Raw genomic sequence first — 14,208 nt, forward strand, 5'->3', positions numbered from 1 at the left:
CAATCCCGATAGTGGGATTGGAAAGTAGACAGGTTAGACTAGAGCCGATCTAAAACTCTTCATAGATGGGAAGTTAAGCATCGTGACCAATAATTCTTCAGCTGCGAACACCGGTACCGCTCGCGTGAAGCGCGGCCTGGCCGACATGCTCAAGGGCGGCGTGATCATGGACGTCGTTACCCCGGAGCAGGCAAAGATCGCCGAGGATGCCGGCGCTACCGCCGTGATGGCGCTGGAGCGCGTGCCCGCCGATATTCGCGCCGAAGGTGGCGTTTCCCGCATGTCCGACCCGGACATGATTGAGGGCATCATCAATGCCGTCTCGATCCCTGTTATGGCCAAGGCCCGCATCGGCCACTTCGTCGAGGCACAGGTTCTGCAGTCCCTGGGTGTGGACTTCATCGACGAGTCCGAGGTGCTCACCCCGGCCGACTACAAGAACCACATCGACAAGTTCGACTTCGAGGTGCCCTTCGTCTGCGGTGCTACCAACCTGGGCGAGGCCCTGCGCCGCGTTAACGAGGGTGCGGCCATGATCCGCTCCAAGGGCGAGGCCGGCACTGGTGACGTCTCGAACGCCGTCACCCACATGCGCACCATCCGGGCGGAGATCAACCGCCTGACCTCCATGGCAGAGGATGAGCTGTACGTGGCCGCCAAGGAGCTGCAGGCTCCCTACGAGCTGGTGCGCGAGGTTGCTGCCAACGGCAAGCTGCCTGTCGTGCTGTTCACCGCCGGCGGCATCGCTACCCCGGCCGACGCTGCGATGATGATGCAGCTGGGCGCCGAGGGTGTCTTCGTCGGCTCCGGCATCTTCAAGTCCGGCAACCCGGAGCAGCGCGCCCGCGCCATCGTGCAGGCCACCCAGAACTACGACGACCCGGCGACCATCGCTAAGGTCTCCCGCGGCCTGGGCGAGGCCATGGTTGGCATCAACGTCGACGAGATCCCGCAGCCGCACCGTCTCGCGGAGCGCGGCTGGTAATGTCTCCGCACCGTCCGAAGATCCTGGATGTCCTGGATCTAGAGCGCATCGACCGCGACATCTTCCGCGGCAGCCCGCTGCCGTCGAAGCTGGCGCGCACGTACGGCGGCCAGGTTGCCGCGCAGGCCTTGGTCGCGGCCACCCGCACCGTCAGCGAGGACTTCGCCGTGCACTCCCTGCACGGCTACTTCGTTGGCCCGGGCAACCCCGATGCGTCGACGGTGTTCTTGGTCGACCGCGTGCGCGACGGTCGATCCTTCGTCTCCCGTTCGGTGAAAGTGGTGCAGGACGGCAAGGCGATCTTCAGCATGCAGGCCAGCTTCCACATTCGTGACGACCACGGCCCGCAGCACTCCGACGAGATGCGTGCGGTGCCGGACCCGGAGTCCATCGCGGTGGATACCGAGTCGCTGACCCGCGTCCAGCGCCTGTTCCGCGACGAGTGGGCCGACTGGGACGTGCGCATCGTCCCGCCGGAGGACTACGAGCACAACAAGTACACGGCCTCCCAGCAGGTGGTGTGGTTCCGCACGAAGTCCAAGCTGCCGGACATCGACACCCTGCACGTCTGCACCCTGGCATACATGTCGGACATGACCCTGCTGTCGTCCGCGCTGGTGCCGCACCGCCCGGCGGAGTTCCAGGAGGCCTCGCTGGACCACGCCATGTGGTTCCTGCGCCCCTTCCGCGCCGACGAGTGGCTGTTGTATGACCAGGTTTCCCCGTCCGCCCACGGCGGCCGTGCGCTGACGCACGGGCGGATTTTCAACCAGCAGGGCGACCTGGTGGCCGTGGTCACCCAGGAGGGGCTCACCCGCACCCTGCGCGACGGCGCCCAATCGGTGCCACTGAAGGAGCAGTAGGCCGATGATCATTGGCGTGTTGAGCGTGCAAGGCGGGTTCGTCGAGCACATGCGCAGCATCGAATGCCTGGGCCACGAGGCCCGCGCCGTTCGCCGCCCCGAACACCTCGAAGGCCTCGACGGGCTGATCATGCCCGGCGGCGAGTCCACCACGATGTCTAAGCTGCTGGAGCTCGGCGGAATGCTGGAGCCTCTGCGGACGCTGGTTGCCGACGGCCTTCCCGTGTTCGGAACGTGCGCCGGGCTGATTCTGTTGGCCGATCGGGTCTTGGACACTCGTAGTGACGCCCACAGCTTGCACGCCATGGACATCACAGTGCGGCGCAACGCCTTCGGCCGCCAGGTGGACTCCTTCGAGACCCAGCTGCCGTTCGGGGATATCGACACGCCCGTCGAGGCCGTGTTTATTCGCGCCCCCAAGGTGGAGGAAGTGGGCGACGGGGTAGAGGTTGTGTCCACTTTGCCGGACGGCACGGTCGTCGGCGTGCGGCAAGGCAACGCGCTGGGATGCAGCTTCCACCCGGAGCTTTCCGAGGATGACCGCGTGCACGAGTACTTCCTGCGAATGGTCGAGCAATACGGCGTGGAATAGCTGCCGCATAGCTTCGGCGGTTGGGGCGTAGGGGCGTCATAAAGAAAAAGCGACGTACGTGACGGCGGCTACACCGTGGGGGTCTAGTATGGAAGCGATACAAACGTACCCGACTACCGAAAGAGGATCATGGCCGGCCACTCCAAATGGGCAACTACCAAGCACAAGAAGGCTGCCAACGACGCAAAGCGCGGCAAGGAATTCGCCAAGCTGATTAAGAACATCGAAGTGGCAGCCCGCACCGGTGGTGGCGACCCCAGCGCAAACCCGACGCTGCAGGACGCGATCACCAAGGCCAAGAAGTCCTCGGTGCCCAACGACAACATCGAGCGTGCCCGCAAGCGTGGCTCCGGCGAAGAGGCCGGCGGTGCTAACTGGGAAACCGTGATGTACGAAGGCTACGGCCCCAACGGTGTGGCTATGCTCATCGAGTGCCTGACCGATAACCGAAACCGAGCCACCACCGACGTGCGCACCGCCATGAACAAGAATGGCGGCAATATGGCGGACGCGGGCTCCGTTTCCTACCTGTTCACCCGCAAGGGCGTGGCAGTGCTGGACAAGGGCGAGAACACCGAGGACGACATCCTGCTCGCCGTGCTGGACGCCGGCGCGGAAGAGGTCAATGACATCGGCGAGAAGTTCGAGGTCGTGTGCGAGTCTTCCGACATCAACGCGGTGCGTGACGCGCTCAAGGAAGCCGAGATCGACTACGACTCCATCGAGCTGGACTTCCGCGCGTCTATGGAGGTTCCGGCGGATGCCACCACAGCGAAGAAGGTGTTCAACCTGATCGACGCGCTGGAGGATTCCGACGACGTGCAGAACGTGTTCACCAACATGAATGTGCCGGATGACGTGCTGGCGGAGCTCGACAGCGAATAATTAAAACACGTGTGCTATTCTTGGCTACACGATGAACACTCCACATAATTCCGCCTGGGGCAGCCCCGTCGGCGGCTCGACCTCGCTGGCCGGGCTGCGCGTCATGGGGATAGACCCCGGGCTGACGCGCTGCGGACTATCCGTGGTGCAGGCGGGGAAGGGGAGGGCCGTGTACCCCGTGGCCGTAGGAGTGGTGCGCACTCCGTCGGACATGCCGGTGGAGCAGCGCCTCGACAAACTCTTCAACGCGGTGGAGGAGTGGTTCGACGACTATCAGCCACACGTGGTGGCGCTGGAGCGCGTGTTCGAACGCTCGAATGTTTCCACGGTGATGAACACCGCCCACGCCTCCGGCGTGTTGATGCTGGCCGCCGCCAAGCGCGGGGTAGATGTGCACATGTACACACCCAGCGAGGTGAAAAAGTCCATCAGCGGCAACGGGCGGGCGGACAAAGCGCAGATGACGCGCATGATCACCCGCATCCTGGGGCTAAGCGAAGCACCCAAGCCGCCGGATGCGGCCGATGCGCTGGCGCTGGCCGTGTGCCATTGCTGGCGGGCGCCACTGAACCATCTAGTAAAGGGGAAACCATGATCGCATCGCTGCGCGGAACCGTGATTGATAAGGGCCTGGACTACGTCATCATCGAGTGCGCAGGCGTGGGCTACCAGTGCACCGGTACCGCCACCACCATTTCGGAGCTGCCGAGGGGCGAGGAAGTCTTCGTGACGACCACGATGGTGGTGCGCGAGGACTCGCAGACGCTGTACGTGTTCAAGGATGCAGACGAAAAGCGCGCCTTCGTCACCCTGCAGTCCGTCTCCGGCGTGGGCGCCCGGCTGGCTTTGGCGATCCTGTCGGTTATCAGCCCGCAGGAGCTCGCCCGAGCGGTATCCAACGGCGACCACAAGACCCTGCAGAAGGCCCCCGGAGTGGGCAAGCGCCTGGCCGAACGCATGGCTGTGGATCTGAAGGGCAAGGTGGCGGATCTGGGAGAGATCGCGGATACCGGTGCTGCGGGCGCGGTTGGCGCGGCCGGCGTTGCAGGTGACGGCCAGGCCGTGGCGACGGACGTGCGGGAACAGGTCCTCGAGGCGCTCGTGGGTCTCGGGTTCACTGAGTCCAAGGCAGGTACCACCATCGACGCTGTACTGTCCCAATGGTCCGCCCCGCAAGCCCCGGACGCTTCCGGGCTGCTGCGCGCCTCGCTGGCGGCTATTAAATAGGCACAGGCAAGCCCAAGTACGCTGCTGAAGAATAGGGGAGACTGGAGACCATGAGCGACACCGAGCGCACAGAGTTTGAACTTCCACCGGGCGTGGGGCCAGGCGCCGCACCCGGCGGCCAAGGCTTCTCCCAGAACGCGGACCTGGACCCGCAGCAATCCGCCGGGGAATCGGACATCGATACTTCGCTGCGCCCCAAGTCACTGGATGAGTTCATCGGCCAGCCGAAGGTGCGCACGCAGCTGGACCTGGTGTTGGGCGGCGCGCGCTCCCGCGGGGTAGCCCCCGACCACGTGCTGTTGGCCGGCCCGCCCGGGTTGGGCAAGACCACCATGGCGATGATCATCGCCCAGGAGCTCGGCAGCTCGCTGCGCATGACCTCCGGCCCCGCCCTCGAGCGGGCGGGCGATCTGGCCGCCATGCTCTCCAACCTGATGGAGGGCGACGTGCTGTTTATCGACGAGATCCACCGCATGGCCCGCCCCGCCGAGGAGATGCTCTACATGGCGATGGAGGACTTCCGTATCGACGTCATCGTCGGCAAGGGCCCCGGCGCCACCTCCATCCCCATTGAGATCGCCCCGTTCACCCTGGTGGGCGCCACCACCCGTGCGGGCATGCTCACCGGGCCGCTGCGCGACCGCTTCGGCTTCACCGCCCAGATGGAGTTCTACGACACCGCCGATCTAACCCGGGTCGTCACGCGCGCTGCGGGAATCTTGGGAGTTGAAATTACTGGTGACGCCGCAGCGGAGATCGCATCCCGTTCCCGCGGAACCCCGCGCATCGCCAACCGACTGCTGCGCCGGGTGCGCGACTTCGCGGACGTGAATGCCGACGGAAAGATCACCGTCGAGGTGGCGCGTGCCGCGCTGCTGGTCTTCGACGTGGACGAATCTGGTCTGGATAGGCTCGACCGGGCGGTCATCGAAGCCCTGGTGAAAGGCCACGGTGGTGGCCCTGTGGGCGTCAATACCCTTGCGCTGGCGGTAGGCGAGGAACCGTCAACGGTCGAGGAAGTGTGCGAGCCCTACCTCGTGCGCGCCGGAATGGTCAGCCGCACCCCGCGTGGGCGCGTAGCGACGGCGGCGGCGTGGCGGCACATCGGTTTGGAACCGCCTGAGGGCACAATCGGGCTATAGCGGGGTAAAGAGGATGTGGAACGGGCATATGGCAAAATTGTCACTATGCCATTTGAAATTATTCTCATTGTCCTTGTCCTACTTGTGTTCGTCGGCTTGCCGCTGGTCCAGATCCGCAAGCAGAACAAGCGGATTCAGCAGATCCGCCAGTTTCAGGATCAGCTGGGTCCGGGCATGGTTGTCAAGACGACCTCCGGCCTCCACGGCCGTGTGGTCCACGTGGGGGATACGACCGTCGACCTGGAGATCGCGACAGGCGTGGTGACCACCTGGGAGAGGGTTTCCATCCTGGAGACCGTCGACTCTGTGGAGCCGGGCTCGCAGCAAGAGACGCAGCTGACCGAAGAAAAAGAAGACTAACTAGCTGGTTCGGTATTCCGTTTGTCCGAACCCAGGCGTTAGTATCACGGGGTTAGATTTTTTAGTACACCGGCCGCGTGTGTTTGCGGCTGGATTGCAGGAGACTTAAAGCGGTGGCAAAGAACAAAAAGAGAACTGCTGCACAGGGCGGCTTCGCGTGGCCGAAGCGGGCGCTCGCCGCATTCGTGGTGGTCGTCCTCATCGTGCTGGGCTTGATCATGTTTACGGGAAACAAATCCTTCGAGCCCAAGCTGGGTATCGACCTGCAGGGCGGTACCCGAGTGACGTTGGTTCCGCAGGGGGATACGCCCACGCCGGATCAGCTGAGCCAGGCGCGCACGATTCTGGAAAACCGCGTGAACGGCATGGGTGTTTCCGGTGCCTCCGTGGTGACGGATGGCAACAACCTGGTCATTACCGTTCCCGGATCGGACGCGGGCGAGGCGCGCTCGTTGGGCAAGACCTCGCAGCTGCTGTTCCGCCCCGAATCGCAGCCGGGGCAGCCCACCAAGGACTTCCCACAGGCCCTGAAGAAGATGGCGAACCGTTGGGTGGAGAACGGAATTATCACCCCAGATTTCGCCAACGAGCGCCTTGGGCAAATGGTTAAGGCATTCCCGCAGCTCGGCCTGGAGGATGCGCCGAAGGAACTGAAGGTCTCCGCCAAGCCACCGGCGGAGCCAAAGGATTCTGTCGAGGAGCAGGAGCGCCGCGACAAGCAGGTCGAGGTACTAAAGGCAGACCGCCAGAGCATGGACGGAAACAAGCAGCAGGCAGCCGGTGCGCTGCTGGACTGTGAAGCTAACGATCCCATGGCAGGCTCCGATGATGCGGATAAGCCGCTGGTCACCTGTAGCGACCAGGGACCCTTGGTTCTGGGCCCGGCGCCGCTGCTGAAGGGCGAGACCGACGAGAAGAACGGCGAGCGCCTGACCGGCGAGATGATCGACACGAACTCGCAGATCACCGGCGGCCTGCAGCCGAACTCGGCGCAGATGGCCATCACCTTTAAGTTCAAGACCGGTGAGCAGACCCCGGGTGGCGAGACCTGGTACGCACTCGGCCAAGAGATGATGGGCAAGCGAGTGGCCATCACCCTGGACTCCAAGGTGATCTCCGCGCCTGAGATCCAGTCGCCGACGCCCCCGGGCGAGGTCTCCCAGATCACGGGTAGTTTCTCCGAAAAGGAAGCCCAGGACCTGGCTAATAACCTGCGCTATGGCGCGCTGCCGTTGAGCTTCGTCGGTGAGAACGGCGAGCCGGGTGGCACTACCACCACGATCTCCCCATCGCTGGGTGCCGCTTCCCTGAAGGCCGGCATCATTGCCGGTCTGGTGGGCCTGGTTCTGGTCGGCCTGTACGCGCTGGCCTACTACCGCGGCCTGGGTGTCGTGGCCATCGTGTCCCTCGTTGCGGCGTTCGCCCTGGTGTACGGATTCATCGTTCTGCTGGGGCGTTGGATTGGCTACAGTCTGGATCTGGCGGGCATCGCCGGCCTGATCATCGGCCTGGGCACCACGGCCGACTCCTTCGTGATTTACTTCGAGAGGATCAAGGATGAGATCAAGAATGGTGCTACGTTCCGCTCTGCAGTGCCACGCGCCTGGCAGCGAGCTCGCAGCACGATCGTCACCGGTAACATCGTCTCCCTGATCGCCGCCGTGATCCTGTACTTCCTGGCTGTCGGCGACGTCAAGGGCTTCGCATTCACCCTGGGTCTGACGACCGTGTTCGACCTGGTCGTGGCGTTCCTGCTGACCGCCCCGCTGTTGATCCTGATGTCCCGCCGACCGCAATTCGCCTCGCCGAAGCTCAACGGACTGGGCGCGGCCTACCGCGTTGCGGAGCGCAAGTACGGGCGGAAGCCCCACGAGCACGCGGTGCGTGCTAAGTCGGCCAAGAAGGCTGATAAGGCCGAGAAGGCCGACAAGGCAGACGTGGCCGAGAAGGCCGAAGATCCGGATGAGGCGGAAGATAAGGCGTCCACAAAGGCAGACACCCCGGCCACCGACGACAAGGAGGGGAAGTAAATGAGTAACCCCGAAACCCTAAGCGTGAAAGAGTCCGAGGCCGTGGAGTCCGCGGAGCTTTCGGCGGCCGAAGCCACCCCGGTCGACGCACCCGATACCGAGGCGGCGGGCTTCTTAGAGAAGCTCTACAACGGCAACGGCGGCTTCCGCATTGTGCAGAACCGCCGTCGCCTTTATGGCCTCCTCGTCTCGGTGGTAGTGGCTTGTCTGCTGTCCATTCTGGTGCGCGGCTTCTCGCTGGGCATCGACTTTGAGGGCGGCACCCGTATGACCATGCCGCCGGCAGGCGGAGCCACCGAATCGAGCGTTTCCGAGGTCTTCGAGGAGGCCACCGGCATCGCTCCGCAGTCCACTCAGACCGTCGGTAGCGGCGATGCCGAGTCCATCGAAATCACCTCCGAGCGCCTGAGCGAGGAGCAGATCCGCGAGGCCCGTTCGGCACTGTTCAACGAGTATCACCCGAAGAACAACGTCGGCGAGGTTACCCAGGACGCGATTAGCGATTCCACCGTCTCTGAGTCGTGGGGTAGCAGCATCACCAAGAAGATGCTCATCGCCCTGGGCGTGTTCCTGCTGACGGTGTTCCTCTACATCGCGATCCGCATGGAGCGCGACATGGCCGCCGCGGCCATCATCTGTCTGTTGATCGACCTCACAGTTGTCTCCGGCATTTACGCACTGGTCGGCTTCGAGGTTTCGCCGGCGACCGTGATCGGCCTGCTGACGATTCTGGCGTACTCGCTCTACGACACGGTAGTGGTGTTCGACAAGGTGCAGGAAAACACGTCCGGCCTGTTTGGTTCCACGCGCGCCACCTATGCCGAGGAAACGAACCTGGCCATTAACCAGACGATCATGCGCTCGATCAACACCTCCATCTTCTCCCTGGTACCGATCGCCTCGCTGCTGATCGTTGCCGTCGGCATCATGGGTGTGGGCACGCTGAAGGACCTGGCGCTTGTGCAGTTCATCGGTGTGATCGCCGGTACGTTTAGCTCCATCTTCTTTGCCGCGCCGCTGCTGGTGACGTTCAAGATGCGCCAGCAGAAGTACAAGCAGCACGAGGCCCGAGTGGAGCGCGCCCGTTCCCTCGCTACGTCGCAGGAGAGTTCTTCTGATGAGGACGCCGCAGTGGAGACCGCCGAAGATGCCAACGAAAAGGTAGGAGTTTCCGCCGCAGACGCGGGTGCAGGCGCGGATGCAGATGAGGCGAAGAAGGCCGGAAAGCGCAGCGTATCCAGCCCGAATGCCCGCCTGGCAGACGATTCCACGGAGGACTTCAAGCGCGAGACCCACAACGAAGACGCCGGAAGGTCCTGGCGCCCGGGCATGTAGCCCGGAGAGGCTCGCAGGCTCTTTTCGTTTAGATGTGTTGGAGGAAGGAAGGCGACCAGTGATCCGCAAGCAGGATGCAGTACGGTCCACCGCAGCCTTGGCGCTATCCGCAGCCCTGGCTGCAGCCGGTCTGGCCGGCTGTTCGGAGGATTCTCCGTTGAGCAGCCCGCCGGAGCAGTTTGGATACGTGCTGACCAGCGACCTGGTGACCTCCAACGCGGGCACAGCGGTGGGCGTGGCGACGGATGCCGCGAAGATTTCTGCCCGCCTTTACCCGGGAGCCTTCATTGCCGGGCCACGCGGACAGAACCTGCCCAACGGCGACTTGGTGACGGCCAAGCCAGCGCCCGGGAATCCTCGACAGGTGGACTACACCATTAACGAGAACGCCACCTACTCGGATTCAAAGCCCGTGGTGTGCGATGACTTCTTGCTGAGCTTCCAAGCCAGTTCACGCCCGGACCTCTTCGGTGCCGACATGCCGCTGTTTGGCCAGGTGGAGAACATCGATTGTGCAGCGGGCGCCAAGCAGTTCAGTGTGCACTTCGCCGACAAGCGCGGTGAACGCTACCGCGAGCTATTCGGACCTGGCACGGTGCTGCCCTCCCACACTGTGGCGGAGAAGGCCGGAGTGAAAGATGTCGTGTCCGCCATCGACGTCATGGACGAACAAGCGCTGACGGATCTGGGTAAGGCCTGGCAGGACGTGTTCACCTTCGCCAAGACTGATCCTTCCCAGGTGCCGACCTCCGGGCCGTACAAGATTGCCGCCCGAAAGGAAGATGGCTCGCTGAAGCTGGAGAAGAATCCTGAATGGAGCGGGGTGGAGCCCGCCCAATCCCCGGTGTACCTCTGGCCGCAGGGGGCGGACGTTAAGAAGCTGGGGGAGCACAACCAGCTTTCCGTGGTGGATACCAATCGCGGCGCCGGGGAGACTCCTGGCAAGGTGGCTGAGGAGCTGGGCCTCAACGGTGATGAGTTCCGCGTGGTTGAGAGCAACTCTGAGCGCGTGGATACCTTGCGTGTCTCCGACCTTGGCCCGCTGCAGAATCCCGACTCCCGCAAGGCTCTAAATGCTTGCATCGACCGGGAGGCGATCGCCAAGGCCGTGGAAGAGGAGACCGGAGCAGCCGTCCAGCCGACCGGCCTGCGAGTGGTCGGCTCCGAGCACCCGCTGCGCGGCTACCTGGACGACATCAACGATCGGAATACCAAGGTCAATGTCGATGAGGCCCGATCGCAGCTGAACGGGATGACTATCCGCGTAGGCTTCCTGGATTCTGTGCCGCGGTATAAGAAGATTGTTGACGCCCTTAAGTCTCAGTGCGCGGAGGCGGGGGTAAACATTGAACCTGTGCCCCGCTCGGCCGATGACTACGGCCTGCTGGGCGTGGATTACGACGTAGCCCTCGACACCCGTTCGGCCAACGGCCGAAACTCGGCGGTGAACGCCACGCCGGGCGCCGGGCTCAAGGAGATCAGGGGTGCGGAGACGGCGTTGGCCGACGACGCCATGACTTTGCCGCTGGTGACCGAGCCGCGCACCATCCTTGCCGAGGTTCATGCGGCTAACGTGCTGGATAGCTCCTCGGATACGGGGGTGAGCTGGAACATGGATCGCTGGGTGGAGTCCGACGAGCCAGTGGCGACCGGCCGTGCCTCCGACGAAGGCAACGACGGGGCGGAGGGAACTTCCGCTAGCGAGTCCCCCGTAGCTCCCGAAGATGAAGAGCCCAGCAAGTAAGCCCCACCTGTAAGGCTGGCCGGGGCGTTAAGGTAGGAAATGCCCGTGCTGCCGCAGATCCCTCGCAGTCCTAAGAGAGAAAGAGACCTAAGAGCTTGACTTCCGCCGACAACGCCGACCACGCTGACTATTCCGGCAAAGACAGCAATCCCCAGCGCGCAGAGACCGCGGCAAGCGCGCTGCGCCGAAGCATCCGGGTAGTCCCGGACTTTCCCTCACGAGGCATCGTTTTCGAAGACCTCACCCCCGTGCTGGCAGACCCGCACTCCTTCAAGCTTTTGGTGCAGGATCTAGCGGAGCACTGCCGCAATTTCGACATCGACTTGATCGGCGGGTTGGATGCCCGTGGCTTCCTGCTGGGAAGCGCCGTCGCCTACGAGCTGGGCGTGGGTATCCTGGCAGTTCGAAAAGGCGGCAAACTGCCGCCTCCTGTCCACCATGTGGACTACGCTTTGGAGTACGGCACGGCCTCACTAGAGATCCCGGCTGACAACGCGATCCCGTTGCAGGGCAAGAACGTCTTCCTCATCGACGACGTGCTAGCCACCGGCGGTACGCTCGCTGCCTCGCGCGAGCTGTTGGAAAACGCCGGGGCAAGGGTCTGCGGACTCGGCGTGGTGCTAGAAGTATCCGCGTTGGACGGTCGCGATCGTCTGAAGGATCTACCGCTCTACGTGGTCGACCAGGCCGTCTGATACCCCCAGGGGTCATTGGCGCAGGTGGCGTCAATAAAAAGAAGAGAAGAAACAGGCAGGACTTGAAGCGGCTATGAGCAACGAAAAGGGTTCGCTGTGGATGGCGGCTCGCATTGCGCGAAGCCTCACCGGCACCGGTAAGCCAAAGATCAACCCCGTACTGGGGCCGCTCATTTCCGTGCACAGGCGCTTTCACCCGCGCGCCGACCTCGCCCTGCTGAACCGCGCCTATGCCACCGCCGAGAAGCTGCACGAGGGCGTGAAGCGCAAGTCCGGCGAGCCCTACATCACGCACCCGCTGGCGGTGGCGACGATCGCCGCGGAGATCGGCATGGACACAACCACCGTGGTCGCGGCGCTGCTGCACGACACGGTGGAGGATACTGATTACTCCCTGGATGAACTTTCCCGCGACTTCGGCAGCGAGGTCGCCCGCTTGGTGGACGGCGTGACGAAGCTGGACAAGGTGGTGCTGGGATCCGCGGCGGAGGCGGAGACCATCCGCAAGATGATCGTCGCCATGGCGGAGGATCCGCGCGTGCTGGTGATCAAGGTCTCCGACCGCCTGCACAACATGCGCACCATGCGCTTTCTGCCGCCGGAGAAGCAGGCGAAGAAGGCGCGCGAGACGCTCGAGGTTATTGCTCCGCTGGCCCACCGCCTGGGCATGGCAACCGTGAAGTGGGAGCTGGAGGACCTTGCCTTCGCCATCCTCTACCCGAAGAAGTACGACGAGATCGTGCGCCTGGTTGCCGACCGCGCCCCGAAGCGCGACCAGTACCTGGCGAAGGTGAAGCAGGAGATCGAGCTGGCCATGTCGCGCAGTTCGCTGCACGCCACCGTGGAGGGCCGCCCGAAGCACTACTGGTCGATCTACCAGAAGATGATCGTCCGCGGCCGTGACTTCGACGAGATCTTTGACCTGGTGGGCGTGCGCATTCTGGTGGATAGCGTGCAGGATTGCTACGCGGCCGTGGGTGCCATCCACACCCTGTATCAGCCGATGCCGGGGCGGTTCAAGGACTATATTTCCTCCCCGCGTTTCGGCGTGTACCAGTCGCTGCACACCACCGTGATCGGCCCGGACACTAAGCCGCTGGAAGTGCAGATCCGCACCCACGAGATGCACCACAACGCCGAGTATGGCATTGCGGCGCACTGGCGGTACAAGGAAACCCGCGGCAACAATAACAGCGAGTCCGCAGAGGTGGATCAGATGGCGTGGATGCGCCAGCTGCTGGATTGGCAGAAGGAGGCCGCGGATCCGAACGAGTTCCTGGACTCGCTGCGCTACGACCTGTCCACCAACCAGATCTTCGTGTTCACGCCGAAGGGCGATGCCATCACCCTGCCGAACGGCTCCACGCCGATCGACTTTGCCTATGCGGTGCACACTGAGATCGGACACCGTTGCATTGGTGCGAAGGTCAACGGCAAGCTGGTGGCGCTGGAATCCAAGCTGAATACTGGCGACAAGGTGGAGGTCTTTACCTCCAAGGACCAGAACTCCGGGCCGTCGAAGGACTGGATGAATATCGTCGTTTCGCCGCGCGCGAAGGCGAAGATTCGGCAGTGGTTTGCCAAGGAGCGCCGCGAGGAAGCTGCGGAGAAGGGGCGCGACCTGCTGGCTGCCGAAGCGCAGCGGGGTGGCCTGGCGGTGCACCGCCTGTTCACGCATGAATCCCTGCGGCTGCTGGCCAGCGACATGAACTACCAGGATGTCGAGGCGCTCTATACGGCCATTGGGCGGGGAGAGGTCACCGCCGGGCACGTCTGCCACCGCCTGGTTGAGGGGATGGAGCCGGAATCCGAGGCAGATGACGTCCTGCAGTCGGGTTCGGCGACCTCGAAGATTGCGAACACCCCGCAGGAAGGCCGCGGCGATGGCTCCGGCATTCTGGTGCAGGGGGAGGCCGACTTCTCCGCGAAGCTGGCGAAGTGCTGCACCCCGGTGCCGGGCGATAAGATCTTCGGCTTCATCACCAAGGGCGGGGGAGTAAGCGTGCACCGCACGGACTGCACCAATTCTGAGAAGCTGCACCAGGAGCCGCAGCGGATCATCGAGGTCTCGTGGGCCAGCAGCTTCCACAATGCGGTGTTTATGGTCACGATCCAGATCGAGGGCCTGGATCGCAACGGTTTGCTCTCTGAGGTCACGCGCGTGGTCTCGGACCAGAAGGTGCCGATCATCGCCACGAACTCACACACCGCGGGCGATAGGGTGGCGACTATCCGCTTCACCTTCGAGGTGTCGGACACGAAGCAGCTGGGCTACATGATGAACCAGCTGCGCAACGTCGAAGGTGTCTACGACGTCTACCGCGTCACGACGGGCGGCTAGCTGCGTGGC

13 protein-coding genes are annotated in these 14,208 nt (G+C 63.5%); all 13 read left to right on the forward strand.

What is annotated here, in order from left to right:
* Positions 1-82: 82 nt before the first annotated feature.
* Positions 83-985 (forward strand): pyridoxal 5'-phosphate synthase lyase subunit PdxS, encoded by a 903-nt coding sequence (gene pdxS / locus MHX52_RS00425; protein WP_141741116.1) that lies wholly within the window; start codon positions 83-85, stop codon positions 983-985.
* Positions 985-1,848 (forward strand): acyl-CoA thioesterase II, encoded by an 864-nt coding sequence (locus MHX52_RS00430; RefSeq protein ID WP_034987869.1) that lies wholly within the window; start codon positions 985-987, stop codon positions 1,846-1,848. The genes pdxS and MHX52_RS00430 overlap by 1 nt, the downstream gene beginning before the upstream one ends.
* 4 nt (positions 1,849-1,852) lie before the next feature.
* Positions 1,853-2,440 (forward strand): pyridoxal 5'-phosphate synthase glutaminase subunit PdxT, encoded by a 588-nt coding sequence (gene pdxT, locus MHX52_RS00435; RefSeq protein WP_239315970.1) that lies wholly within the window; start codon positions 1,853-1,855, stop codon positions 2,438-2,440.
* 129 nt (positions 2,441-2,569) lie between these two features.
* The gene (locus tag MHX52_RS00440) at positions 2,570-3,325 is read left to right on the forward strand and encodes a YebC/PmpR family DNA-binding transcriptional regulator (RefSeq protein ID WP_035003805.1); all 756 of its coding nucleotides are present in this window, start codon (positions 2,570-2,572) and stop codon (positions 3,323-3,325) included.
* A 31-nt stretch (positions 3,326-3,356) separates the two neighbouring features.
* Complete coding sequence (gene ruvC, locus MHX52_RS00445) at positions 3,357-3,920, forward strand: crossover junction endodeoxyribonuclease RuvC (protein ID WP_239315971.1); 564 nt, start codon at positions 3,357-3,359, stop codon at positions 3,918-3,920.
* Complete coding sequence (ruvA, locus tag MHX52_RS00450; protein WP_239315972.1) at positions 3,917-4,552, forward strand: Holliday junction branch migration protein RuvA; 636 nt, start codon at positions 3,917-3,919, stop codon at positions 4,550-4,552. The genes ruvC and ruvA overlap by 4 nt, the downstream gene beginning before the upstream one ends.
* A 50-nt stretch (positions 4,553-4,602) precedes the next feature.
* On the forward strand, positions 4,603-5,694 hold the full coding sequence (ruvB, locus tag MHX52_RS00455) for a Holliday junction branch migration DNA helicase RuvB (RefSeq protein ID WP_049049269.1): 1,092 nt from the start codon (positions 4,603-4,605) through the stop codon (positions 5,692-5,694).
* Between the two features lie 45 nt (positions 5,695-5,739).
* On the forward strand, positions 5,740-6,054 hold the full coding sequence (gene yajC / locus MHX52_RS00460) for a preprotein translocase subunit YajC (RefSeq protein WP_035003811.1): 315 nt from the start codon (positions 5,740-5,742) through the stop codon (positions 6,052-6,054).
* A 113-nt stretch (positions 6,055-6,167) separates the two neighbouring features.
* Positions 6,168-8,084 (forward strand): protein translocase subunit SecD, encoded by a 1,917-nt coding sequence (secD, locus tag MHX52_RS00465; RefSeq protein WP_239315973.1) that lies wholly within the window; start codon positions 6,168-6,170, stop codon positions 8,082-8,084.
* On the forward strand, positions 8,085-9,419 hold the full coding sequence (gene secF, locus MHX52_RS00470) for a protein translocase subunit SecF (protein ID WP_239315974.1): 1,335 nt from the start codon (positions 8,085-8,087) through the stop codon (positions 9,417-9,419).
* A gap of 58 nt (positions 9,420-9,477) precedes the next feature.
* A complete protein-coding gene (locus MHX52_RS00475; RefSeq protein WP_239315975.1) occupies positions 9,478-11,163 on the forward strand; it encodes an ABC transporter substrate-binding protein in 1,686 nt (561 codons plus the stop codon).
* Between the two features lie 95 nt (positions 11,164-11,258).
* On the forward strand, positions 11,259-11,858 hold the full coding sequence (locus MHX52_RS00480; protein WP_035003816.1) for an adenine phosphoribosyltransferase: 600 nt from the start codon (positions 11,259-11,261) through the stop codon (positions 11,856-11,858).
* A gap of 73 nt (positions 11,859-11,931) precedes the next feature.
* Positions 11,932-14,199: a bifunctional (p)ppGpp synthetase/guanosine-3',5'-bis(diphosphate) 3'-pyrophosphohydrolase gene (locus tag MHX52_RS00485; protein WP_070487562.1), complete on the forward strand. Its 2,268-nt coding sequence runs from the start codon at positions 11,932-11,934 to the stop codon at positions 14,197-14,199.
* The last annotated feature ends 9 nt before the right edge of the window (positions 14,200-14,208 follow it).

It is taken from the genome of Corynebacterium sp. ACRQJ, assembly GCF_022346045.1.
In the GTDB taxonomy this organism is placed as follows: Bacteria; Actinomycetota; Actinomycetes; order Mycobacteriales; family Mycobacteriaceae; genus Corynebacterium; species Corynebacterium evansiae.

Excerpts from the sequence above, each read along its gene's own strand:
- ruvA (WP_239315972.1), top strand. The coding sequence starts at position 3,917 with ATGATCGCATCGCTGCGCGGAACCGTGATTGATAAGGGCCTGGACTAC.
- secF (WP_239315974.1), top strand. The coding sequence starts at position 8,085 with ATGAGTAACCCCGAAACCCTAAGCGTGAAAGAGTCCGAGGCCGTGGAG.
- MHX52_RS00485 (WP_070487562.1), top strand. The coding sequence starts at position 11,932 with ATGAGCAACGAAAAGGGTTCGCTGTGGATGGCGGCTCGCATTGCGCGA.
- MHX52_RS00440 (WP_035003805.1), top strand. The coding sequence starts at position 2,570 with ATGGCCGGCCACTCCAAATGGGCAACTACCAAGCACAAGAAGGCTGCC.
- ruvC (WP_239315971.1), top strand. The coding sequence starts at position 3,357 with ATGAACACTCCACATAATTCCGCCTGGGGCAGCCCCGTCGGCGGCTCG.
- MHX52_RS00430 (WP_034987869.1), top strand. The coding sequence starts at position 985 with ATGTCTCCGCACCGTCCGAAGATCCTGGATGTCCTGGATCTAGAGCGC.
- yajC (WP_035003811.1), top strand. The coding sequence starts at position 5,740 with ATGCCATTTGAAATTATTCTCATTGTCCTTGTCCTACTTGTGTTCGTC.
- pdxT (WP_239315970.1), top strand. The coding sequence starts at position 1,853 with ATGATCATTGGCGTGTTGAGCGTGCAAGGCGGGTTCGTCGAGCACATG.
- ruvB (WP_049049269.1), top strand. The coding sequence starts at position 4,603 with ATGAGCGACACCGAGCGCACAGAGTTTGAACTTCCACCGGGCGTGGGG.